The sequence below is a fragment of the Streptomyces chiangmaiensis genome (genome assembly GCF_036281785.1).
In the GTDB taxonomy this organism is placed as follows: Bacteria; Actinomycetota; Actinomycetes; order Streptomycetales; family Streptomycetaceae; genus Streptomyces; species Streptomyces chiangmaiensis.
Map to the genome: position 1 here is coordinate 38,227 of NZ_JAYWVC010000008.1, position 23,503 is coordinate 61,729.

Below are 23,503 nucleotides of genomic sequence, written 5' to 3' on the forward strand. Positions count from 1 at the left end.
CGACGGTGCCTCCTCCGTCCCCGCTCAGGTGGGGCCCGGTCTCAGAGCGCCGCGCGTTCCCGTGCCGTGCGGCGCGCCACCGCCTTGGCGATCCTGTGGCCGTCGATGGCCAGTTCGCGGAACATGCCGCTGATCGGGTTGGTGAAGCCGGTGAAGTAAAGGCCCGGGGCGGTGCGCGGGCAGCGGGCGCCGTGGACGACCGGCTTGCCGCGGGCGTCCAGGACACCGAGGTGGCCGACGAGTCCCTCCAGTGCGCGCACATACCCGGTCGCGGCGATCACTGCGTCGGGCTCGATCCGGCTGCCGTCGGCCAGGGCGACCTTGCCGCCCTCGAAGCCCTCGACGGCCGCCACGATCTCGACTCGACCCTTGTGTACGGCGTCGATGAGCCCGACGTCCTGCACGGGGATCGACCCCTCTTGGACGCGGGAGTAGAGCCCGGTGCCGGGCCGGGGCAACCCGTGCGCCGACAGGTCCGGCACGCTGAGCCTGGCCATCGGCCCGGCCAGCCGGTCGACGAGCCGCACCGGAAGCCGCCGTACGAGGATCCCGGTGAACTGGGCCGCCCATCCGGCCGTGGAGCGCCGCACGATATGGGGCGTGGTGCGCACCGACAGCCGTACGCGCGAGGCACCGCCCTCCGCCAGATCGACAGCGATCTCGGCACCCGTGTTGCCGACGCCGACGACGAGTGCGTCCCGGCCGGCGTACGGTGCCGCGTTGCGGTACTCGCCGGCGTGCAGGAACTCGCCGCTGTAGGCGTCGCGGCCCGGCCAGTCAGGCACACGCGGGGTGTGGTTGTAGCCGGTGGCGACGACGACGGCGCTGCCCGTCAGCTCACGGCCGCCGGTGGCGTGCAGCAGCCAGCCGGTGCCGTCCGGGGCGGCCTCGATGCGCGAGACCTCGACGCCGGTGACGATCTCCAACTGGTGGTGTTCGGCGTACGTCTCGAGGTAGCGCACCACGTCGTCGCGGGCCACCCACCGTCCGAAGGAGCGCGGCATCGCCAGCCCCGGCAGAGCCGAAAGGCGCCGCGTGGTGTGCAGGTGCAGCCGGTCGTAGTGGCGCCGCCAGGACGCCCCGACGCGGTCGGACTTCTCCAGGACGACGGCCCGTACGCCCTGGGCGCGCAGCGCGTACGCCGCGGCGAGCCCACCCGGGCCGCCGCCGATGACGTACACCGGTCGGTCCTCATGGGACGGCACCACAGGGCGCGACGAAGGAGTGGTCGAGTCGGCCATGAGCGGAGCGTATCCACGCATGTCGTTGATGGGTCTCGGTCAAGACCGGAATCGGTTGCGAATCGATCACGGCTGTAGGAGGAGTGGGTGGGGCCGGTGTCGTAGGCGGACCGGTTGTGGGGGACCGGTGGGCGTTCGGGCGGCTCGTGCGTGGAGGGCGCAAGCGGTGTCGCACAGGGCTCTTGCGTGGGCCCGGTCCGTGCGCTGAACTGACGTACCGTCAGATATGGTTCGGTGGAAGGGCGGGTGCCGCATGGACACGATCTGGCTCACCGGCGCGGAATGGCTCGCCGTGCTCCGCATCGGGCTCGGGCTGTGGTGGTTCGAGAGCTGGCGGCACAAGGACAAGAAGGCGTGGTTCGAGCGGGGCACCGGGATCGCGTGGGCCGCGGACGTCGTCGCCGGGCACCCTTGGACGGCGGTACGCAGCGGGTTCGACGTCGTGGTCGCGCCCCGGCCGCGGACGATGGCGTACCTGGTCGTCTACGCCGAACTGGCCGTCGGGCTCGGCCTGATCGTGGGCTTCCTGACCCCGGTCGCCCTGGTCGGCGGACTGCTCCTCAACGTCCTCTACTTCGTCCTCATGATCCACGACTGGGCCGAACAGGGGCAGAATTCGATGATGGCGCTGATCTCGGTGGTCGCCCTGTTCGGGATGTCGTGGCAGACGTGGGCGGTGGACGGCGCGCTGGGGTTGTTCCGGTGAGCGGGGCACCGGAGGCCCGGCGCCGCCACGACGAACCCGAATCGGACGCCTTCACACGGACGTACTGGGACGCGGCGGCGCGGGGACGGTTGCTGATCCGCCGCTGCGCCGCGTGCGGGCGCGCGCACCACTACCCACGGGAGTTCTGCCCGCACTGCTGGAGCGAGGATGTGGGCTGGGAGCCGGCGAGCGGCCGGGCCACCCTCTACACCTGGTCCGTCGTCCACCGCAACGACCTGTCTCCCTTCAGGGACCGCACCCCGTACGTGGCCGCCGTGGTCGATCTCGCGGAGGGGCCCCGGATGATGACGGAGGTGGTGGAGTGCGAGGAGGCCGAGCTGCGCGTGGGGATGGGGCTCCAGGCGGTCTTCCGGGACTCCGGGCAGGTGACCGTTCCGGTCTTCCGGCCGCGGCATTGGGGGCGTGGGGCCGCCGCATGCGGCCGAGGCCGGGAAATCGAGGGGTGAGGAAGCGGCGTACAGGCTTCAATGGCCTGATGGCCGACTTCGAGAAGAACTCCGCGGTGCTCCCGATCCCCTTCCCCGAACTGCACGGCCACGGCCTGCTGCTGTCCTCCTGGGACCCTGGGTCCGAGGAGGACGTCGAAGCGTATCTGCGAGGGCTGACCGACCCCGACTTCCGCCGGTGGAACACGCCCCTGAGGACCGTGGTGGACAGACAGGGCGCACACGAATCGCTGAGGTCGAGAGCGGCGGGTGCGGCCAACGGGACGAGCCTCTCGTTCCGGATCACGGACGCGGCGTGCGGTACGACGCTGGGGCACATCGGCGTCAACGAGATCGACCACGTCATGCGCACCGCGCGCGTCGGCTACTGGGTCCTGCCCGAGGCCCGCGGCCGGGGCGTCGCCACCCGGGCGCTGGACCTCGCCGCCTGCTGGGCCCTTGCCGACCTGGGGCTGAACCGCCTGGAACTGGGCCACGCACTCGGCCACGACGCGTCCTGCCGCATCGCCGAGCGATGCGGTTTCCGGTACGAGGGCACGCTGCGCGGAGCGATGTTCGCGGCGGGACGCCAGGATGCGTTCCGGGACGTGCACCTGCACGGCCGCATAGCGAGCGACCCGGAGCCGACGGTGCCGTAGCCGTCTCGGTCCGCCGGTCCCGAGGAGCGGTGGGGAGAGGGGGGCTCCGCGTTCAGGGCCACAGCAGCGCCTTCGTCCACCCCTCCTCCGTCCGGCGGTAGGCCAGCCGTACGTGGCGGCGTCTGTCGTCCCCCTGGAAGAACTCCACCTCCTCCGGATGGACGCGGTAGAGCGTCCAGGACGGCACCGGGGCATCGGGCTGCCGACGCGCCCGCTCCCACGCCTCCTCCGAGACACGTGCCAACTCCTGCGTTGAGACGAGCACTTCACTCTGCCGGCCCGTGAGCGCCGCGGCCAGCGCGCCGGTCGAGCGGGCGTGCAGATCCGCCTGCCCCTCCTGTGCGGGCGCGGCCGTCACCGGGCCCCGCACCCGGACCTGCCGGCCCTGCACGGGCCAGTAGAAGCCCAGGGCGGCATAGGGTCTCGCGGCCAGCTGCCGGCCCTTGCGGCTGTTCGCGTGCGTCGCGAACGCCCACCCCTCCTCGTCCGCGCCGTGCAGCATCACGATGCGGACGTCCGGGGTGCCGTCCGGGTCCGCCGTCGCCAGCGACATCGTGTGCGGTTCGCTCTGCCCCGCGGCCACCGCCTGGGCGAACCACTCGGTGAACAGCGCCAGCGGCTCCGCCGGGGCCGCCGCCGGGTCGAAGGCGGGCAGCTCGGTGGTCTCCGGGTCCCACACCCGCAGGGTCCTGAGCAGCTCGTGAAGATCCGTTCCCATGCCCCCGAGTATCGCGCCCGGCCCGAAGGCGCGGGGCATGCCGGGCCGTCATCCGTGCGGCAGCGACCGGGCCGACGGCCCTGCCCCGCGCAGAGCCTCCCCGCCGCTCACCGTCCGAGCACCAGCGTCCCCGACGAGCAGAACCAGCCACCTGTACCGGAGGTGACACCCAGCTGCGGCAACTCGTGGCCATTCACCCGCACTTGACGGTCGCCGGCCTCGCCGCGCAGTTGCCGCACCGCCTCCACCAGCAGGAACAGCCCCCGCATCCCGGGGTGCTGAGCCGAGAGGCCGCCCCCGTCCGTGTTCACCGGCAGCTCCCCGCCCCGCACCAGCAGCCGCCCCTTCTCCACGAACGCCCCTCCGTCGCCCTTCCCGCAGAAGCCGAGATCCTCCAGCGTCACCAGCGTCATGTAGGTGAAGGCGTCGTAGATCTCCGCGAAATCGACCTCCTGCGGGCGCACCCCCGCGCGCTCGAAGGCGAGGCGGCCGCTCACGGCCGCCGGGGACACGGTGAAGTCGGCCCACTCGGACATGGTCGTGTGCGAGACGTGCTCCCCGGCGCCGAGCACCCACACCGGTGCGGTGCGGCAGTCGCGTACGAGGTCCTCGGCCGCCAGCAGCACCGCCGCGCCCCCGTCGGACCGTATACAGCAGTGGAGCTTGGAGAAGGGGTCCGCGATCACCGGGCCGGACAGCACCTCGTCGACCGTGATGGGGTCGCGGAACATCGCCTCCGGGTTCGCGGACGCGTTGGCCCTCGCCTGCACCGCCACCTCGGCCAGCTGCTCGATCGTCGTGCCGTACTGGTGCATGTGGCGGCGGGCCGCCATCGCGTACTTGGCGATGAGCGTGTGGCCGTAGGGCACCTCGAACTGGAGAGGGCCGCGGGCGCCGAAGGACAGGGTGCCGGTGCGCCGGCCCGCCCTGATGTCCGCTCGGGCCGTCGAGCCGTAGACCAGGAGCACCGCCCGTGCCCGGCCGGCCGCGATCGCGTCCGCGGCGTGCGCCGCCATGACCTCCCAGGTGGAGCCGCCGACGGAGGTGGAGTCCACCCACGTGGGTCTGAGTCCGAGGTACTCGGCGACCTCCACGGGGGCCAGTGTGCCGAGCCCCGCCGAGGCGAAGCCGTCGACCAGCGAGCGGTCCAGGCCCGCGTCCGCCAGGGCACGGCGGGCCGCCTGGGCGTGGAGGGCGTACGGCGTCGCCTCGTCGACCCGGCCGCAGTCGGACAGCGATACGCCCACGATCGCGGCTCTCCGGCCGGTCACAGCAGTCATGGATCTGACGGTACATCAGATCATGGGTGCGGGGCCTGTGCATGGATGCACCCGCGCCCCTAACATGACGCATCGTCAGATGAAGGAGGGACCTGCCCATGGACGCCCGCTTCACCGCCGAACAGGACGAGATCCGCCGCACCGTGCGGGAGGTGCTCGCGGGGCGCTGCGGGCCCGAGGACGTCCGGGCCGCCGTCCGCACCGACGCCGGGCACGACCCCGCCCTCTGGGCGACGCTCGCCGAGCAGCTCGGTCTGCCCGGGCTCGCGCTCCCGGAGGTGTACGGCGGTGCCGGCTGTACCACCACCGAACTCGCCCTCGCCGCTGAGGAGATCGGCCGGATCCTGGCGCCCTCCCCGCTGCTGTCCACTGCCGTCCTCGCCGCGCCGCTGCTGCTCGCCCTCGGCACCGACGCCCAGCGCAACGACCTGCTGCCCCGGATCGCCTCCGGGGAACTGACCGCCGCGCTCGCCGTGCCGGGCACGGACCTCGCCACCGCCCTCGACCTGGTCGGTGGCAACCGGGGCGACTGGGCCGGCGGTGGACGCGCGGGCGGCATACAGGCGCGGCGGGCCGACGGTGCCTGGCGGCTGTACGGCGAGGTCGGCCAGGTCCTCGGCGGGCACAGCGCCGGGTTGCTGGTCGTGGCCGCCCACGCCGGGGGGTTCGCGCGGTCGCGGACCCTGCTGTTCCTCGTGCGGGAGGACGGGGTGCGGACGCGGCAGACCGCTCTCGACGGGACCCGGCCCTGCGCCCGTGTCCAGCTGCGGGACGTCGAAGCGGAGTTGCTGGGCGAGGACGGCGCCGATGTGCCCGGTGCGCTCGCCTCCGCCGGGAACCGGGCCGCGGCCGTCCTCGCCTGCGAGGCCGTTGGTGCCGCCGACCGGGCGCTGGAGCGGACCGTCGAGTACGTCCGGCAACGGGAGCAGTTCGGGCGGGCGATCGGGTCCTTCCAGGCCGTGAAGCACCGCCTGGCCGATGTGTATGTACGGGTGCAGGCGGCACGTTCGGCGGCCTACTACGCGGCCTGGGCGACCGTGCAGGGGGAGCGTGCGGGCGGGCTCGCCCTGGCGCAGGCACTGGAGGCGCTGCGGACCGCCGCGGCCGAGGGGATCCAGTTGCACGGCGGCATCGGGTTCACCTGGGAGCACGAGGCGCATCTCTACTTCAAGCGGGCGGCCGGCGACGAGCTGCTGTTCGGTCCCGTGCACCGGCTGCGGGCGCACGCCGCCGACACCGCCGGGCTCTTCGAGCAGCGGGACGTGGCCATATGACGGCCGCGGGCGTACGGATCGTGCGGAAGGTGTCCTCCACGTGGGCCTTCGCCAAGCTCGCGCCGCATGTCGTGCCCGCGCTGGACCGTGCGGTGCATCGGCTGACCGGGGGAAGGGTCCTGGTCAGTGCCTTGATGCTGCCGGGTGTGATCCTCACGTCCACCGGTGCGAGGAGCGGGCTGCCGCGCCGGACGCCCCTGGCATGCATGCCGGAGGAGAACGACGGCTGGATCGTCGTCGGGTCCAACTTCGGGCGGAGCGGTCACCCGGCCTGGACCGGCAACCTCCTCGCCCACCCCCACGCCGAGGTCAGCTGGAAGGGGGAGGACATCGAGGTCATCGCCCGTCTGCTGGAAGGCCGGGAACGTGAGGCGGCCTGGACGGCGGTGCTGGCCCTCTGGCCCCCGTACGCGACGTACCAGGAGCGGGTGGAGCGGGAGATCCGGCTGTTCCGGCTCGTACGGCGCTGATCGCGCAATCGATACGGCGCCGATCGCCGGGCCGGGGCGGCGATGTCCGTCCGGCCGGTAGGACGCCCGCGCGCCGCTCGGATCGTCGCCAGACGGTCCACCGGCAGGAACGCGCCGATTCCCAGCATCGCGGCCCCGCTTGTCCGGGTGACCGCCCGGGTCGCGGCCGGACGAGCGCGCAGCACGGCGCGGGCCAGTGCGCCGACGGTCAGGTAGACGGTGGCGCAGCACGCCATGTGCGCCAGGCCCAGCATCCCTGTCTGCACCGCCACCGGCAGGTGCGCACCCCTTGTGGCCAGGAACTGCGGCAGCACGGCGAGGTACAGCGGCACGCCCTTGGGGTTCAGGCCGCTGATCGTGGCGCCCCGGAAAGCAACGGGCCGGTGACGCGTCGGCGGTGTCCTCCGCCGCCGCTGACGTCCACGCCGGTGATGAAGCATGTGGTGGAGGACCGGCCGCTGCCCGCCGCCCGCACATGAGCAGCGGGCGGTGGCCCACCGGAGTGAACCACCGCCCGCATGACAGAACTTGGGCTGGAACAGCCGACCAGGGCAGGGAAAAGCTTATGGCGACGCAGCGTGACGGACGGCTACTTCGTCGGCTTCTTCCCGGTGACACCCAAATGCACCAACAGCGCGAGATTCGGCTTGAGTTCGGCCTGCTTGACGCCCCAGGACTGGAAGCCCTTCTGGTGGGAGGCCACGGACGCGAGCATCGCCACGAGCGCGCCGGCCACGGCCGCCGGATTCACGTCCTTGTCGACCCTGCCCCTGGACTGGAGTTCGGCGATCGAGTCCGCGAGGGAGTTGTTCACCGAGTTGAGGATCTTCATGCGGATCTTGTAGAAGCGCTTGTCGCCCTCGGCCGCCCCCAGGTCGACGACCCGCAGGATGGCATCGTGTTTGCGCCAGAACTCGAGGAATCCGTCCACGAGTTCCTGCGCGGTCTGCCAGCCGGTCTTGCCGACCCACGAGCGCCCTTCGAGCAGCGTGGTCAACCCCGCGCCCTCCGCGGCCATTTGCTCGGCGATCTCCAGGACGGCGCCTTCGACGTCCGGGAAGTACTGGTAGAAGGTCGCCGGCGACGTCCCGGCCTTCCGGGCGACATCAATGACTTTGACGTCCCGGTACGGCGACGAGCTGAGCATCTCGCTGAGGCAGTCGAGCAGCTTCTGCCGGGTCGCCTGCCCACGCCGACCGGCCACGCGGCCGTCGACGGTACGCACTTGTCCTGTCATGCCGTCAGCTTACCGAGGGGTGATCGGAGCGCGATTCGGCCGACTGCAAATGGGGAGTCGGGGGGCGCACGACGGCTCCCCGGGCCCGTGAGAAGGGAGTACACGAGCGCGCGCCGGACGGGAAAGCCCCGTAACGTGGCGGCATGGCCGAAAATCCGCCCTCTTCCCCGTCGCGCGGGAGCGGTGCGAGCCCCGGGAAGGGAGCCTCCGGCGGCGAAAACCCGGACGGTGCCGTCTTCCCGGAGGGGGTGCCCTGCTGGATCGACGCGCAGTTGCCCGACGTCGAGGCCGGCAAGCGGTTCTACGGCAGGCTCTTCGGGTGGGACTTCGAGGACGTCCCAGGCTCGGTGTGGGCCCGTTCGGGCGGCGAGCCCGTGGCCGCGCTGGTGTCCAAGCGGGACGGGCGGATGCCCACCGTCTGGACGGTGTACTTCGCGACGCCGGACGCCACCGCGCTCGCCGGGCGCATCCGGTCGTCCGGAGGCCGGATCGTCGTTCCGCCCGGCCCGGTGGACACCCTGGGAACCATGGCTCTGGCCGCCGACCCCGAGGGTGCCGTCTTCGGGCTGTGGCAGGCCGGTACGCATGCGGGTTTCGGCAGACGGCACGAACCCGGCTCCTTCACCTGGGCCGAGCTCTACGCGCGGGACACGGCCGCCGCGAACACCTTCTACACGGGCCTCTTCCACAACGCCCTGTTCGGCCCCGATGCCGTCCCCGACTTCGGGCGCGCCCCGCTCCTGGACGTCTTCCCGCCCGAGATGCCCTCCCACTTCCTCGTCCACTTCGGGGTCGCGGACGGCGCGGCGGCGCTCGGCGTGGTGGGCCGGCTGGGCGGTCGTGTACAGGTACCGCCGTTCGAGACCTCGTACGGACGGGTGGCGGTGGTCACGGACGATCAGGGGGCGTCCTTCGCGCTGCTCCAGCGGTAGCCGGGGCCTCCTGCGGTGCCGCGGGCCGCACCCGGGGGCGCGACGGGGCGTCAGGGGCGGCACTTCGAAGGCGCCTCAGGCGTTTCATGATGCGGGCGCCCGCTTCCCGAAGGGCGGTCCTGCATGGTTTTGTCCTGAGACATCCCGATCCGCCCCCGGGTTCGCAACCAGGGGCCCGGACAGGGAGAATCGGGCTGCGTGCCGCCACGGCGGTGCGGTGGTGAGACGCTGCACGGGGTCGCGTGCACGAGGCGGATGACGCGACCCGTACGGGGAGGTGGCAGGCAAGTGGTGGATCAGCTGACACAGCACGATCCGCGGCGGATCGGGCCGTTCGAGGTGCTGGGACGGCTGGGTGCCGGCGGCATGGGGTTGGTCTATCTCGCCCGCTCGGCGTCCGGCCGGCGCGTGGCGATCAAGACGGTGCGCACCGAGCTGGCCGAGGACCAGCTCTTCCGCGTGCGCTTCACGCGTGAGGTCGAGGCCGCGCGTGCCGTCTCCGGCTTCTACACGGCGGCCGTGGTCGACGCCGACCCGCGTGCGGCCGTGCCGTGGCTCGCCACCGCGTATGTGCCCGCGCCCTCCCTCGAGGAGATAGTGACCGACTGCGGGCCGCTGCCGGCCCAGGCCGTGCGCTGGCTGGCGGCGGGCGTCGCGGAGGCGCTGCAGTCCATCCACGGGGCGGGTCTGGTCCACCGGGACCTGAAGCCCTCGAACGTGCTCGTCGTCGAGGACGGCCCGCGGGTGATCGACTTCGGTATCGCCTCCGGTGTGTCGAACACGCGTCTGACGATGACGAACGTCGCCGTCGGCACGCCCGCGTACATGTCCCCCGAGCAGGCCAAGGACTCGCGCAGCGTGACGGGTGCGAGCGACGTCTTCTCGCTCGGCTCGATGCTCGTCTTCGCGGCCACCGGGCATCCCCCCTTCCACGGCGCCAACCCCGTCGAGACCGTCTTCATGCTGCTGCGCGAGGGCCCGGACCTGTCGGGCCTGCCGGACGAACTGCGTCCGCTCATCGAGTCCTGCATGCAGATGGACTCCACCGCCCGCCCGAACCCGGCCGACCTCCAGGCCCAGCTCGCGCCGCACCTCTTCGGCTCGGGGTCCGACGACAGCGGCACGGCGTCGGCGTGGCTGCCGGAGAAGGCCGTCGGCCTGATCGAGACCCGCCGGGGCGGGCGACCGGCGGCGAAGCCGTCCTCTTCGGGAAGCCGCAGCGGCGGGGGCGGACGGCCCGCGGTGCCGCCTCCGCCGTCGCATCCCCCCGTGCCGGTGCCGGTCGGGGCGCCCGACGCGGGCCCGGTGCGGCTCGCGGGCGCGTCCGTGCCCATCGGGCCCGGGCCGCGGGTCGCCGACGCCCGGGCCGCCGCGGTGAAGGCGCCTCCTCCGGAGGCGGGCCTGGTGGCCTCCTGGTCCCGGCCGGGCCCGGGGGTCAACGGCGTGGTCGGCGCCGCCGCGGTCGCGCCGGCGATCGCGCCTCCGGAGGCTGCCTCCGGCTGGCGACCGTGGCGCTTCCGCATGTCGAACGACGTCTGGGGCACCCCGTCGGTCGCCGACGACCTCGTCTACGTCACGTCCTTCGAGGTGCACGCCCTGGACGTGGCGACGGGCCGGCGCCGCTTCAAGACGCGGGACGTGGCCTGGTCGATGGCGGTCGCGGACGGCCGCATCCACGCCTCCGACGGCCCGACGCTGTTCGCCCTGGACGCCCGCGAGGGCACGGACCTGTGGCGGCTGTCCATGGACGGCTGGGTGTACTCCCTCAAGGCCGACCGCGGCACCCTCGTCACCGGCACCCGCGGCGGCGGCGTCCAGGCGTGGGAGGCGTCCAGAGGGCAGATGCTGTGGGAGATCACCGGCGCTCAGACGGACTTCGAGTCGCCGGAGGCCGGACCGGTGGTCCACGACGGCACGGTGTACGTCTGGAAGGACGCCCGACTGCGGGCCCTGGAGGCCCGTACCGGCGAGGAGCGCTGGTCGTACCCGATCGGGGACGCGGCCTCCTGCGGTGGTGTCCCCCTGCGCCTGACACAGGCCACGGACGGCCACGTCTACGTCTCGGCCGGCACCCGGATCCTCGCCGTCGAGGTGGCGAGCGGAATGGTGCGCTGGCACTTCGAGGCGCCGGCGGTGTTCCTGTCCCCGCCGACCTTCGTGGCGGGTCCGGCGGTGACGGGCGGCGGCGTCTATCTCGCCGACTACCTCGGCACGGTGTACGCCCTCGACGCGACGGACGGCCGCGACCGCTGGCGCATCGCCACCGAGTCGCGGGCCGCGATCGAGCCGATCCTGGTGGCCGCGGGGCACGTCCACGTGGGCAGCGGCAAGGGGCTGTACACCCTGGACGCGGTCACGGGCACCCCGAAGTGGCGCTTCCAGGCGGGCGGCGACATCGTGGGCACCCCGGCGGTGGCAGAGGGCCGTATCCACTTCGGCTCCACGGATCACCTGCTCTACACGCTGAAGGCCGACGACGGCCGTCTGCGCTGGAAGCTGGCCACCGGAGGTGAGATCACCGGTGCGCCGGTCGTCAAGGACGGCGTGGTGTACGCCTGCAGCAAGGACCGCTGTGTGTACGCCCTGGACGCGGAGAAGGGCACGGGGACGGCCCGGACCACCTGAGCCGCCAGGTCCTGGACGGCCGTCGCACCAGGCCTGACGGAAGGGGCGCCGGACGGCGGCCGTCATCGCGGACGCTACGCCGTGTACCCGGGTCGCGCCACACGGTGGCGTGAGCGGCGGGATCCGTCGCCCGCGGCCCGCTCCACCCCGACCTCCACATCCGGCGGCGGAACCCCGACCCGCTCCTCGACGCGACCGCGAAGCTCGTGCGCTGTGCGAGCAGGACGGTCCCGTACGCGACGACAGAGGTCGCCAACCCGAACGGACGAGCGGGCACGTCCCTGGTCCACGTCAGCTTCAGGGGCCGCACGGACGACGAGGTCCTGCAGTAGTCCGCCGAGGTGAAGGTGCCCGCCAAGGGCGGGGCGAACGTCAGGGTCCTCGTCCCCGCCGGCCTCGTGGCCGATGCCGATCACTGCGAGGTCGATCCGCAGGCACTCGTCTTCCGGCCGGAGCGCTACCGCACCCGGTATCCCCGCCCCCGCCTCCCGGCGAACAGCTCCGCCTGCCGCTCGACGGGCAGGTTCCCGAGCGCGATGAGCGCGGGCGCCTGCGCGAAGGCCTGTGCCCGCGCCGCCTCCTGCGCCGCCCACAGGGCCCGTACGGTGCCCTGCAACGCGTCCGGGGGATAGGAGGCGATGACGGCGGCACAGCTCACGGCCGCCTCCAGGGCACCGCCGGGCGCGGTGAGTTCGGACACCAGGCCGATCTCGTACGCGCGCCGCGCGGAGATCCGCTCGGCGGTGCCCATGAGTGCCATCCGCGCCGACTCCCCGTACGGCATCCGGTGCGTCATGTGAACGGATTCGTACGCGCTGACCATCCCGTGGGTGGTGTGCGGGTCGAAGAAGGTCGCGCTCGGGTCCGCCACGATGAACTCGCTCTCCCCGAGCAGGTAGAACGCCCCGCCGCAGGCCATTCCTCGGACGGCGGCGATGACCGGCTTCCACAGGTCGTTCGCCTTCGGGCCGATCCCGAGCAGGGGGTCGTCCATCATATAGGGCGAGTTCGGCTGGGGCACGTCCGCGTCCCGGTCGAGTCCCGTGCAGAAGGCCCGTTCGCCCGCGCCGGTGAGGACGACAGCCCGTACGGTGTCGTCGAAGCGCAACTCCTTCCAGCAGGAGGCGAGTTCCGAGGCGGTCGGCAGGTCGATGGCGTTGAGCCTGGCCGGCCGGTCGAGGGTGACGACCGCGACACCGGTCTCCTTGTCGGCGCTGATCCGCAGCCCCCCGCTCACGGCCGCTCCAGAACCCATCGGGGCAGCCCGTCCCGGCCGAAGACGACCTGCACCCTCGCGCCGATGCGGACCCGGTCGGAGGGCACCGAGTCCAGGGGCGCGTCCGGGCCGGTGACGAGGTTCCCGACCAGCCGGATGCGCGGTGCCTCGGCCAGCTCCACCACGACCACGTGGTACGGCGCCCGTGCGGCGTATGCCGGGAGCAGCGGCGGATGCGGGACGACGTACGACCAGATCCGCCCCTTCCCGCTCGTCGGCCGCCACTCGCTCGCGAACGACCGGCAGTGCGGGCAGCAGGGGCGTGGCGGGAAGCGGGGCTCGCTGCAGTCGGCGCAGGTCTGGATGCGCAGTTCGCCATGTGCGGCGTACTCCCAGAAGGGTGCGCCGTCCTCGTCGTGGACCGGGGAGAGAAGGTCGTCGGTCATGCTTCGGCTCCTTGGCGGAGGGGGACGGAGGTGGGTCAGCTCCTCAGCAGAAGGGCGGAGGTCGGGACCCCCTCACCCGCGGTGACCAGGCAGGTGGCGGCGCCCGGGACCTGCGCGGTGCTCGTCCCCCGTAACTGCCGCACGCCCTCGGTGACGAGGTTGAAGCCGTGGACGTACGCCTCGGACAGTCCTCCGCCCCCGGTGTTGACCGGCAGCCGCCCCCCGATCTCCAGCGCGCCCCCCTCGGTGAACCCCCCGCCCTCCCCTTTGCCGCAGAAGCCGTATCCCTCCAGGGAGAGCAGTACGAGGGGGGTGAACGCGTCGTAGATCTGCGCGACGTCGACGTCGTCCGGAGTGAGGTCGGCGTGCTTCCACAGGTGCCGGGCGGCCGTCCAGGCCGGGCCGGTGAGCGGGTCGTCGTTCCAGTAGTTGACCATGCCGTGATGCTGTGCGGGCAGTCCCTGGGCGGCGGAGTGGACGTACACCGGCCGGTGCCGGCAGTCGCGGGCGCGCTCGGCGGAGACGACGACGCACGCCAGCGCCCCGTCCGTCTCGAGGCAGTTGTCGAACAGGCACAGCGGCTCGCTGATCCACCGGGAGCTCATGTACATCTCCCGCGTCAGGGGGCGTTCGTACATGATCGCGGCGGGGTTCTGGTTGGCCCGGTTGCGGCAGGCGAGGGCGACGTTGAAGAGATGGTCCCGGGTGGCCCCGTACTCGTGCATATAGCGACGGGCGAGCATCCCGATCTCGTCGACCGGCCTCAGCAGTCCGAAGGGCCGGGTCCACTGGGCGGGGGTGGGCAGTTGGGCGGTCGTGTTCCGCCACGGCCGGGGCCCGCTGCCGCGCTTGCGTGACCGCCAGGCGACGCCGACGGTCGCCTGCCCGGTCGCGACGGCGGCCGCGAGATGGGCGACGGTGGCACAGGAGCCGCCGCCCCCGAATCCGACCTTGCTGAAGAAGGTCAGATCTCCGAGCCCGACCGCCTTCGCCACCTCGACCTCGTCGGTCTCCTCCATGGTGTACGAGGCGAGCGCGTCCACCTTGCCGGGCGCGATCCCCGCGTCGTCGAGGGCCGCCAGGATCGCCCGGCACGCCAAGGCCTTCTCGGATTCGTGGAGTCGCCGGGCGAAGGAGGTCTGTCCTATGCCGACGACGGCGGTCGCGTCCTTGAACCCTGCCATGGGCACACCTCCGCGTGGAGTCCGGTCCGACGGCTGACAGGTCGTCAGGCTACAGCTAATCTGACGGTCAGTCAGCCACACGTTCCGGGGTCATGTTTCGGGAGGTCGCTGTGCGCGGTGACATGGAGTGGGGCAGCATTCCGGGCCTGGTGCACAGTGCGGCCCGTAGCCACGGGGACGTGGTGGCCGTCGTCGAGGGCCGTACCTCGATCTCGTACGCCGAACTGGGCGCCCGGGTGGTACGCGCGGCGGCGGCCTGCATCGCCGGCGGCGTCGGCGTCGGCGACCGCGTCGCGATCTGGGCGCCGAACACCCTGGACTGGATCGTCTCGGCGCTGGGCGCGGTGACGGCCGGGGCGGTGCTGGTTCCGCTCAACACGCGGTTCAAGGGCACGGAGGCCGCGTACGTGCTGGAAAGGAGCCGGGCCAAGCTCCTCTTCGTCACCGGCACGTTCCTGGGGACGTCGTACGTGGCGTCGCTGCGCCGCGCCGCGGCGGACGGACCGGGGGAGGGCCCTCTTCCAGGCCTCCCGCACCTGGAACAGGTGGTCGTCCTGGCGGACGACGCCCCGGCCGACTTCCGCACCTGGAAGGACTTCCTGGCCGACGGCGAGGGGACGGGGGAGCGGGAGGTATGGGCGAGAGCGGCGGCCGTGACCGGGACGTCCCCCTCGGACATCGTCTTCACCTCGGGCACGACGGGCCGTCCGAAGGGGGCGGTGATCACCCATGCCCAGTCGCTGCGGGCGTACGGGATCTGGACGGACCTCGCCGGCCTGAGGCGGGGCGACCGCTATCTGATCGTGAACCCCTTCTTCCACACCTTCGGCTACAAGGCCGGGGTGCTCGCCTGTCTGATGCGGGGAGCGACGATGATCCCGCAGCCGGTGTTCAACGTGGACACGGTGCTGGCGAACATCGCGGCGGAGCGCGTCTCGGTCCTCCCCGGCCCGCCCACCCTCCACCAGTCCCTCCTCGACCACCCCGCCCGTGACGCCCACGACCTCTCGGCCCTGCGCCTGGTGGTGACGGGGGCGGCGGTCGTGCCTCTGCGGCTGGTGGAACGCCTGCGCGGCGAACTCGGCGTGGAGACGGTCCTGACGGCGTACGGCCTGTCGGAGGCGAGCGGTTTCGTGACGATGTGCCGTAGAGGGGACGAGCCCTCCGTGATCGCGACGACGTCGGGCCGCGCCATACCCGGCACCGAGGTGCGGGTCGCCGACACGAGCGGCGAACGACTGGGTCCCGGCGTCCCCGGGGAGGTTCTGGTCCGCGGCTTCAACGTCATGCAGGGCTACTTCGAGGACGAGCGGGCCACGGCCGAGGTCCTGACCGCCGGCGGCTGGCTCCGCACGGGCGATGTGGGCGTACTGGACGCGTTCGGCAACCTCCGCATCACGGACCGCATCAAGGACATGTTCATCGTCGGCGGCTTCAACGCCTACCCGGCCGAGATAGAGCAGCTGCTGGGCCTGCACCCGGACGTGACGGACGTGGCGGTGATCGGCGTACCGGACGCACGGCTGGGGGAGGTCGGGAAGGCGTTCGTGGTCCGGCGCCCCGGGGCGGTGCTGACGGGGGACGACCTGATCGCCTGGTCCCGGCGCGAGATGGCGAACTACAAGGTGCCGAGGGCGGTGGAGTTCGTACGGGACCTGCCGCGGAACGCGAGCGGCAAGGTGGTGAAGGGGGAGCTCAGGCGTCGGTCGTGACCGGCACCGTGATCCGTTCGACCGGATTCTGATCGCCCAGGCACAGATCGAGGGCATGACCCTGGTGACCGGGACAAGTGGATCCCGGAGTACGACGTACGGGTCATGGCTGGGTGAGGGGGGCCCGGATCCGCCGATTGCGGTTCTGTGCCAACGGGTCAGAGTTTGAGGAACGCGTAGTGACGCTGGTGCCAAAGGAGCAATTGTTCGACGTGATCGAATGGTAGCGCCAGGAATTGGCCGAAACCCTGGTCTTGACACACTTCGGCCGCGGCGGCTCCCCCTCCGCGCCGCCGCGGCCGATCCCCGTGTGGGATGAAGGTCTACTTGGGCTCGGACGTGATGTGCGTGTTGTCCGGCGTGGTCTCACCGCCGTCGACGTCGGTGATGTGCGTGTTGAGCGGCTCGACGTTCGTGCTTGCTTCGGCGTCGGTGATGTGCGTGTTGAGCGGCTGGACGGCCGTGCCGGCGTCGGCGTCGGTGATGTGCGTGTTGTCCGGCTTGACGACCGGCTCGTCCTTGCTGGTGTCGCTCATTGTGGTGGCTCCCCATGGCTGTTGCTGTCGGACTGTCGAGGGCCCGCCCGGCCACTCCCCCGAGGGTGGCCGGGCGGGCCTCTCAAATCGCCCACCCTAGTCTGCGAGTTCGGCGATCTCACCGGCGGTCCGCCTGCCCCCGAAGCGGCGGATCGACAAGAAAAAGTGTGCCTGGCGGCGATAAACGAACGATGAACGTCCGTGTCCTGTGTCAGGCGGCCGCCGCCGGGGCGAGCAGTGCCTGCACCTCTGCGGCTTCCGGCGAGTGCAGCCTCTCGTAGATGTCGAGAGCCTCGCGCCAGCAGACCTGGGCCCGGCCGGTCTGACCGATTCCGTTCAACGACTTGCCGAGGACCGTGAGTACGTTGCCCCGGCGCCATTCCCCACCGATACCCCTGAGCATCGACAGAGCCATCTCGGCGTTGGCCGCGGCCTGCGCGGGACGCTGGGCCAAAAGATCTACTTCGGCGAGACGGAACAGGGTCATGCCCTCCCACAGCCTCTGACGGCTGGTGCGGAAGACCTGCAGGGCGTCCCTCAAGTGGCCGGAGGCATCCGACAGCTGACCGTTGCTGCTGAGGGCCATGCCCAGCGCGTAGTGGCCGTTCGCGGCCTTGAGGGTGTGCCCCAGCTCCACGTACATCCCGGTCCCCTGCCGCGCGAGGCTCACGGCGCTGTCGGCGCGGTCCGTCGCCAGGTGCAGGCGTGAGAGGTTGCACAGGGCAGCCGCCGTGCCCGACAGATCGCCGCAGGCGCGGAAGTCCTTGATGGCCCGCCCGAGATGCTCCTCGGCCTCCGCATAGCGGCTCTGATAGAAGGCGAAGGCGCCCAGGATGTTCGCCGCCCAGCAGCAGGGCAACGGATCTCCGGCGGCCTCGGAGAGCCTGAGAGCCTGGCGCGCCTCCTGGTCGGCCTGATCGAAGTAGCCCGACCAGTGCCTGGCATTGGCCAGGACGAGAACGGCCCGCCCCTCCGCTCGGCTGTCCGACGCCGCGCGTGCCGTGTCGCGTAGGGCGGTGGCCGCCGCCTCGTACTCCTTGGCGTTCGCTCCGGACTCGGCAAGGTCCACCGCGGCCCACAGCAGGTCGACCGCCCGCCTGAGCCGGGCGTTGTCGGAGGACTGCCGAACACACGCGAGCAGGGAGACGGCCTCGGAGTAGAGCCAGTCCTGCGCCGCACGCCGGTTCTCGAAGGTCAGTCCGGCGGTCCGGGTCTGCTCCAAGTGGTCCACCAGCCGGTCACCGGGCCGCTCGATCGCGTATCCCTCGGCCGCCGTCGCCAGATAGAAGTCCAGCAACCGCGACATCGCCGCATCCCGCTCGCTCGGCGGATGCTCGTCCCGCTCGGCGCAGGCCCGCGCGTAGAGGCGGACCAGGTCGTGGTAGCGGTACCGCCCGGGCGCCGCCGACTCCAGCAGCGACGTGTCCACCAGGGACTCCAGCAAGTCCTCGGTCTCGTCCACCGGCAGGTCCAGCACCGCCGCGGCCGCCGCCAGGGAGATGTCCGGGCCGTCGGCGAGGCCCAGGAGGCGGAACGCGCGGGCCTGGGCCGGCTCGAGCTGGCCGTAGCCCAGCTCGAAGGTCGCCTTCACCGCCAGGTCGCCGGCCTGGAGTTCGTCCAGGCGGCGCCGCTTGTCCACCAGCTTGGCCGCCAGGACCGACACCGTCCACGTGCGGCGCGCCGCCAGGCGGGACGCCGCGATGCGGATGGCGAGGGGCAGGAAGCCGCACGCCGCCACCACGTCCAGCGCCGCCTCGCGCTCTGCGGCCACCCGTTCCCCGCCCACGATCTTCGTGAACAGGGACAGCGCCTCGTCCGGGGACATCACGTCCAGGTCCACGAGATGCGCGCCCGCCAGGTCCACCATGCGCACCCGAGAGGTGACCAGGGCCGCGCACCCCTCCGTGCCCGGCAGCAGCGGGCGTACCTGGGCCGCGTCCTTCGCGTTGTCCAGCAGGACCAGGACCCGCCGGCCGTCCAGGACCGAGCGGTACAGCGCCGCCCGTTCATCCAGAGAGTCCGGGATCGCGGAGTCCGCCGTGCCGAGGGCGCGCAGGAACGAGCCCAGGACCGTCTCCGGTTCCGCCGCCCGCGGGCCCGCGCCCTGCAGGTCGACGTACAACTGCCCGTCCGGGAAGGCCGAACGTGCCTGGTGTGCCACGTGCACCGCCAGCGTCGTCTTGCCCACACCGCCGATCCCCGCCAACGCCGAGACGGCCATCACCCTGCCCTCGGCCGACGCCAGGACCTCGCCCAGCTCGGCGACGAATGACGCCCGGCCCGTGAAGTCGGGGACCGTGGCGGGCAGTTGCGCGGGGCGGACGGGAGCGGGCGAGGGCTCCTGCGCCGGGGCGGACGGTTCCGCAAGCCCCGGGTCCGCCTGGAGGATCCGCTGCTGGAGCTCCTTGAGGCCCGCGCGGGGGTCGACGCCCAGTTCCTCGGCAAGCAGGCGTCGTGTGTCCGCGTACACCGCCAGCGCCTCCGCCTGGCGGCCCGACCGGTACAGGGCCACCATCAGCAGCTCACGCAGCCGTTCGCGCAGCGGGTGGGCCGCGGTCAGGGCGGTGAGTTCGGAGACCGCCTCCGCGTGGCAGCCCTGTTCCAGGTCCATGTCCAGGCGGGACTCGAGGAGTTGGAGACGCCACTCCTCCAGGCGGGTGCGCTGGGCGTCGGCGTACGCGCCGGGCACGCTCGCCAGCGACTCCCCGTCCCACAGCGCCAGCGCCTCGTTCAGCACGTGTCGTGCGTGGCGCAGGTCCCCGGCGTGCTTGGCCTTCTCCGCCTCCGCGGCCAGCTCCTGTGCGGTCGCGAGGTCCAGGGAGCGGGCCTCACGCAGCCGCAGCGCATACCCGCCCGACTCGCTGACCAGTACGCCGGGCGAGAGGATCTTGCGCAGCCGGGAGGCGTAGGTCCGTACGGCGGCCAGCGCCCGCGGCGGCGGCTCGTCGCCCCACAGCGCGTCGATCAGTTCGGACGCGGTCGCCGTACGGCCCTCGCGCAGCAGCAACGCGGCCAGCAGGGCGCGCTGCTGCGGCGAGCCCGTGGCCAGCAGCTCCTCTCCGCGCCACGCGCGCACCGGCCCGAGCACGCCGAAGCGCAGCGTCGCCGACTCCTCGGGACCCCGCCGCTGCGGCACTCGCGGTACACCCTCCATCGCTGCCCCCAGGCCCCCTGCCGAACCGTCCACAACCAGGAGGCCAGTTTGCCTTGTTCATGGCGGATACGTCAGCCATGGGAGACGGCGATCACAGCCCGGCAGACGGGGTATCACAGGGCCCACACAAGTTCTCTCCACGCACCGTCGGACCGGAGGGGGCTCGAGACCGGCTGACGGTGTGTCAGATCGGCGCTACGGTGACCGGCATGGAGACCTCACAGGCCAACGGAACCAGCGTCACCTTCCCGAAGATCATCTCCGTCGACGACCACACGGTGGAGCCCCCGAACGTCTGGCAGGACCGGCTCCCGCGGAAGTACCGCGACACGGGACCGCGCATCGTGCGAGCGCCCCTGAAGGAGATGTCCTTCCTGGGCGGCAGGTTCGCCCCCGTCATGGGCGCGCCCGGCGACACCGGCCCGGTCGGGGACTGGTGGGTCTACGAGGATCTGCACCGTCCCCTCACCCGCCTGGACACGGCCGTCGGGTACAGCAGGGACGAGATCAAGCTCGAGGTCATCACCTACGAGCAGATGCGGCCCGGCTCGTACGACGTCCCCCGGCGCCTTGCCGACATGGATGTCAACCACGTCCAGTCCGCGCTCTGTTTCCCGACCTTCCCGCGCTTCTGCGGGCAGACTTTCACCGAGGCCAAGGACCGCGAGCTGGGGCTGCTCGGGGTGCGCGCCTACAACGACTGGATGGTGGAGGAGTGGTGCGGGCCCGAGGCGCGCGGTCGTCTGATACCCCTCACTCTGGTCCCCCTGTGGGACGCCGGACTCGCCGCCGCCGAAGTACGCCGCAACGCGGAGCGCGGCGTGCGGGCCGTGGCCTTCTCCGAGATCCCGCCCCGCCTGGGGCTGCCGTCCGTCCACACCGACGACTGGGACCCGTTCCTCGCCGCCTGCGACGAGACCGGCACCGTCATCGCGATGCACATCGGTTCCAGCAGCAGAATGCCGTCCACGTCCGCGGACGCCCCGCCGGCCGTCGGTTCCACCATCACCTTCGCCAACTGCTGCTTCTCCATGGTCGACTGGTTGCTGAGCGGCAAGTTCGAGCGCTTTTCGAACCTCAGGGTGATGTATGCGGAAGGTCAGATCGGGTGGATCCCGTACATCCTCGAGCGCGCCGACGTCGTCTGGGAGGAGAACCGCGCATGGGGCGGGGTGGCCGACAAGGTCCACCGTCCGCCCTCCGAGCTCTTCGCCGACCATGTCTGCGGCTGCTTCTTCGACGACGCCTTCGGGCTGCGCAACCTCGACGCCATCGGCGTCGGGAACGTTCTCTACGAGACCGACTACCCGCACTCCGACTCCACATGGCCGAAGTCGCGGGAGGTGGGTGAGGCCCAGATGGGGCATCTTGCCGCGGACGTCGTGGAGCGCATCGTCCGGGGCAACGCCATCGAACTGCTCGGGCTGACCGAGGACGGCCTGTGGCCCGGACAGGCCGGACGGGCCGCGACCACTGCCGACGAATGAGGAGTATCCGCGCACGGTCCGGGGCGCGCAGGTGAACAATCACACCCCGCGTTGAACATTCGCCGACCACGGCCGCATCGGGGCCGACCGGTCTTCAGCATGGGGGTCACCCGCACTTCCCCGCTCCCCCTACCGGAGGACCGTCGTGCCCCGTTGGAGAACAGCCCTGGCCACCCTGTCGGCCGCGTTCGCCGGCGCCACCGTGCTGCTCGGCGCCCCGCCCGCCCAGGCCGCTCCCAGTGACGCCGACCTCGCCTACCGCTGGGCGCCGCTGCACCACCAGGACACCTCGTCGTCGTACCACACCGCCGACTATCTGGCGCCGGTCGACTACGACGGCGACTGGAGCACCGTCAACAACTGGGAGGACCTGGACGCCAACGCCTCGCGGCTGACCGGCACCGTGTACTACTCGGTGGCCGAGACCGAGACGCACTGGTACGTCACCTACGCCTTCTTCCACCCCCGGGACTGGAAGGACTACCCGCTGAACCTCCTGTCGCACGAGAACGACATGGAGGGTCAGGTGGAGGTCGTCCGCAAGGACGGCAGCGAGTACGGCACCCTGCAGGCCGTGGTGACGCTCGCCCACGACAACTTCTACTCCTACACCCCGCCCGGCAGCCCCTTCACCGACGGCCGCGAGAACATCGACGGCACGGTGGTCATGCAGAGCTACGACGGCGCGCAGCACCCGACGAGCTTCCAGGAGGCGCGCGGCCATGGGGCGTACGCCTGGGACGGCACCGACTTCCCGGGCGGCGACGGCATCGTCTACGCGCCGAGCCGCGGCGCGGGCTCCGTCCCGACCGGCGGCAACGACCGCAACGCGCGCTACGGGCTCAGCGATCTCACCACCGCCGACAGCCTCTGGGGCCGGCGCAACAACGCTGAGACGTATGCCAAATGGGGCGCCTTTCGCGGTGACAACGGCCAGGACAACGCGGCACACGCCGCTTGGGCCTGGGACGACTCCAACGACGGCAGTGACCTCCAGGCAGGCGTGATCGCGACCGATCCCGCGTACCTGGTCTCCCGGTACTTCGGCAACACGGGCGACCTGAGCCTGACCTATCTGCGCAACCCGTACCGCTCCTGAGTGCGGCCGTTCCGGGCGGCGGGCCGGCGGCCGCCCGGAACGCGGGCACCCCCTTGTCTGATGGGTCGTCAGTCAGGACTATGGACTGACTCTCGTTGAACTGACGAACCGTCAGTAAGGTGGTGGATCCATGCAGGTGCGGCCGGACGGGGAACTGGCCTACGGGATGCAGCTCCCGATCCAGTCCCAGAGCACGATCTACGCCGAGGCCTGGGAGGCGGGCGCGGGTCCCGAGGACCTCGTCGCCGTCGCCCGGGCCGCGGAGGACGCCGGGTTCGACTACGTGGCGAGCTGTGACCACGTCGCCGTCCCGCGGCGCCTCGCCCCCGCCATGAGCACGGTCTGGTACGACCCCGTCGCCACCCTCGCCCACCTGGCCGCCGTCACCGAACGCGTGCGCCTGCTGAGCCATGTGGCGATCGTCGGGCTGCGGCATCCGCTCGTGACCGCCAAGCAGTACGCGACCCTCGACCATCTCTCCGGCGGACGGCTCGTCCTCGGGGTGGGGGCCGGGCATGTGCGGGAGGAGTTCGTGGCGCTCGGGGTGGACTTCGGCCGGCGGGGCGCGGTGCTCGACGAGACGATCGACGCGCTGAGGGCGGCGCTCGGGCCGGAGGAGTACCCCGAGCACCACGGGAAGTCGTACGACTTCGCGGGGCTCGGGCAGCGGCCCCGGCCGGCCCGGGCGAGCGTCCCGTTGTGGGTCGGCGGTTCCTCGCCCGCAGCCGTGCGCCGGGCCGCACTCAAGGGCGACGGCTGGCTGCCCCAGGGCGATCCCCGCGACCGGCTGCCCGCCCAGATCGCCCGTCTGCTCCGGCTCCGGGCGGAGGCGGGAATCGAGGAGCCCCTCACCGTCGGCTCCATCACCGAGCCGCTGTATGTGGGCGAGCCGGGTTGGGACGTGGGACGGCGCACGCTCAGCGGAGCGCCGGAGGCCCTCGCCGAGTCGCTGCGTGCGTACGGCGCGATGGGCGTGCACCAGATCCAGGTGCGGTTCCGCAGCCGGAGCCGTGCCGAACTCACCGACCAGATAGCTGCGTTCGGCGCCGAGGTCGCCCCCCACCTTCATTGAGGAGACCCC

The 23,503-nt window shown here is 71.9% G+C and carries 20 protein-coding genes and 1 pseudogene; 11 read left to right on the forward strand and 10 right to left on the reverse strand.

Translation table 11 applies throughout. The annotated features are described in order from the left end of the window. Positions 1-41 precede the first annotated feature (41 nt). The gene (locus VXC91_RS04575) at positions 42-1,241 is read right to left on the reverse strand and encodes a flavin-containing monooxygenase (protein ID WP_329505280.1); all 1,200 of its coding nucleotides are present in this window, start codon (positions 1,239-1,241) and stop codon (positions 42-44) included. A gap of 253 nt (positions 1,242-1,494) precedes the next feature. Between VXC91_RS04575 and VXC91_RS04580 the strand changes: the two genes are divergently transcribed. From VXC91_RS04580 to VXC91_RS04590, 3 genes are read left to right on the forward strand one after another with little or no spacing between them, the layout of a single operon-like run. Then, positions 1,495-1,947, forward strand: coding sequence for a DoxX family protein (locus VXC91_RS04580; protein ID WP_329505282.1), 453 nt, complete (start codon positions 1,495-1,497; stop codon positions 1,945-1,947). Beyond that, the gene (locus VXC91_RS04585) at positions 1,944-2,414 is read left to right on the forward strand and encodes a Zn-ribbon domain-containing OB-fold protein (protein WP_329505284.1); all 471 of its coding nucleotides are present in this window, start codon (positions 1,944-1,946) and stop codon (positions 2,412-2,414) included. Before VXC91_RS04580 ends, VXC91_RS04585 begins: the two co-directional genes overlap by 4 nt. 29 nt (positions 2,415-2,443) lie before the next feature. After that, positions 2,444-3,052, forward strand: coding sequence for a GNAT family N-acetyltransferase (locus tag VXC91_RS04590; protein WP_329505286.1), 609 nt, complete (start codon positions 2,444-2,446; stop codon positions 3,050-3,052). A gap of 52 nt (positions 3,053-3,104) precedes the next feature. Here VXC91_RS04590 and VXC91_RS04595 read toward each other — a convergent pair whose 3' ends face one another. Then, on the reverse strand, positions 3,105-3,770 hold the full coding sequence (locus VXC91_RS04595; protein ID WP_329505288.1) for a pyridoxine/pyridoxamine 5'-phosphate oxidase: 666 nt from the start codon (positions 3,768-3,770) through the stop codon (positions 3,105-3,107). Positions 3,771-3,877: 107 nt separating this feature from the next. Continuing rightward, positions 3,878-5,050: a thiolase C-terminal domain-containing protein gene (locus VXC91_RS04600; protein WP_329505290.1), complete on the reverse strand. Its 1,173-nt coding sequence runs from the start codon at positions 5,048-5,050 to the stop codon at positions 3,878-3,880. Positions 5,051-5,148: 98 nt separating this feature from the next. Here VXC91_RS04600 and VXC91_RS04605 point away from each other — a divergent pair, with 98 nt between their 5' ends. Together VXC91_RS04605 and VXC91_RS04610 are read left to right on the forward strand one after the other, a co-directional pair. Further along, positions 5,149-6,324, forward strand: coding sequence for an acyl-CoA dehydrogenase family protein (locus tag VXC91_RS04605; protein WP_329505291.1), 1,176 nt, complete (start codon positions 5,149-5,151; stop codon positions 6,322-6,324). Next, positions 6,321-6,794 carry a nitroreductase family deazaflavin-dependent oxidoreductase gene (locus VXC91_RS04610; RefSeq protein WP_329505292.1) on the forward strand — a complete coding sequence of 158 codons (474 nt, stop codon included), beginning with the start codon at positions 6,321-6,323 and terminating at the stop codon, positions 6,792-6,794. The genes VXC91_RS04605 and VXC91_RS04610 overlap by 4 nt, the downstream gene beginning before the upstream one ends. A 161-nt stretch (positions 6,795-6,955) precedes the next feature. On the opposite strand, the pseudogene VXC91_RS04615 reads toward VXC91_RS04610, so the two are convergent. Together VXC91_RS04615 and VXC91_RS04620 are read right to left on the reverse strand one after the other, a co-directional pair. Beyond that, positions 6,956-7,234: pseudogene (locus VXC91_RS04615) on the reverse strand (hypothetical protein); the annotation flags it as partial. A 149-nt stretch (positions 7,235-7,383) separates the two neighbouring features. Further along, on the reverse strand, positions 7,384-8,019 hold the full coding sequence (locus tag VXC91_RS04620; protein WP_329505363.1) for a TetR family transcriptional regulator: 636 nt from the start codon (positions 8,017-8,019) through the stop codon (positions 7,384-7,386). 155 nt (positions 8,020-8,174) lie between these two features. Between VXC91_RS04620 and VXC91_RS04625 the strand changes: the two genes are divergently transcribed. Both VXC91_RS04625 and VXC91_RS04630 read left to right on the forward strand, forming a co-directional pair. Then, positions 8,175-8,963, forward strand: a complete 789-nt coding sequence (locus VXC91_RS04625) for a VOC family protein (RefSeq protein WP_329505293.1) — start codon at positions 8,175-8,177, stop codon at positions 8,961-8,963. A gap of 288 nt (positions 8,964-9,251) precedes the next feature. Beyond that, a complete protein-coding gene (locus tag VXC91_RS04630; RefSeq protein WP_329505294.1) occupies positions 9,252-11,588 on the forward strand; it encodes an outer membrane protein assembly factor BamB family protein in 2,337 nt (778 codons plus the stop codon). Between the two features lie 457 nt (positions 11,589-12,045). On the opposite strand, the gene VXC91_RS04635 is transcribed toward VXC91_RS04630, so the two are convergent. Genes VXC91_RS04635 through VXC91_RS04645 form a run of 3 tightly spaced genes read right to left on the reverse strand, consistent with a single transcriptional unit; the run spans position 12,046 to position 14,434 of the window. After that, positions 12,046-12,843 (reverse strand): enoyl-CoA hydratase/isomerase family protein, encoded by a 798-nt coding sequence (locus VXC91_RS04635; RefSeq protein ID WP_329505295.1) that lies wholly within the window; start codon positions 12,841-12,843, stop codon positions 12,046-12,048. Then, on the reverse strand, positions 12,822-13,250 hold the full coding sequence (locus tag VXC91_RS04640) for a Zn-ribbon domain-containing OB-fold protein (RefSeq protein WP_329505296.1): 429 nt from the start codon (positions 13,248-13,250) through the stop codon (positions 12,822-12,824). Before VXC91_RS04640 ends, VXC91_RS04635 begins: the two co-directional genes overlap by 22 nt. A 35-nt stretch (positions 13,251-13,285) precedes the next feature. Continuing rightward, positions 13,286-14,434: a lipid-transfer protein gene (locus VXC91_RS04645; RefSeq protein WP_329505298.1), complete on the reverse strand. Its 1,149-nt coding sequence runs from the start codon at positions 14,432-14,434 to the stop codon at positions 13,286-13,288. Positions 14,435-14,526: 92 nt separating this feature from the next. Here VXC91_RS04645 and VXC91_RS04650 point away from each other — a divergent pair, with 92 nt between their 5' ends. Beyond that, positions 14,527-16,146, forward strand: coding sequence for a FadD3 family acyl-CoA ligase (locus VXC91_RS04650; RefSeq protein ID WP_329505299.1), 1,620 nt, complete (start codon positions 14,527-14,529; stop codon positions 16,144-16,146). Between the two features lie 323 nt (positions 16,147-16,469). Here VXC91_RS04650 and VXC91_RS04655 read toward each other — a convergent pair whose 3' ends face one another. Then, positions 16,470-16,682, reverse strand: coding sequence for a hypothetical protein (locus VXC91_RS04655; RefSeq protein WP_329505301.1), 213 nt, complete (start codon positions 16,680-16,682; stop codon positions 16,470-16,472). Positions 16,683-16,893: 211 nt separating this feature from the next. Then, complete coding sequence (locus VXC91_RS04660; RefSeq protein ID WP_329505303.1) at positions 16,894-19,836, reverse strand: AfsR/SARP family transcriptional regulator; 2,943 nt, start codon at positions 19,834-19,836, stop codon at positions 16,894-16,896. 209 nt (positions 19,837-20,045) lie between these two features. On the opposite strand from VXC91_RS04660, the gene VXC91_RS04665 reads away from it, so the two are divergent. The 3 genes from VXC91_RS04665 to VXC91_RS04675 all read left to right on the forward strand — a co-directional run bounded on the left by VXC91_RS04665 (position 20,046) and on the right by VXC91_RS04675 (position 23,494). Beyond that, a complete protein-coding gene (locus VXC91_RS04665) occupies positions 20,046-21,323 on the forward strand; it encodes an amidohydrolase family protein (protein ID WP_329505305.1) in 1,278 nt (425 codons plus the stop codon). 145 nt (positions 21,324-21,468) lie between these two features. Next, entirely contained in the window at positions 21,469-22,422 is a 954-nt protein-coding gene (locus VXC91_RS04670; protein ID WP_329505306.1) for a hypothetical protein, read from the forward strand. A 130-nt stretch (positions 22,423-22,552) separates the two neighbouring features. Further along, entirely contained in the window at positions 22,553-23,494 is a 942-nt protein-coding gene (locus VXC91_RS04675) for an LLM class F420-dependent oxidoreductase (protein ID WP_329505307.1), read from the forward strand. The last annotated feature ends 9 nt before the right edge of the window (positions 23,495-23,503 follow it).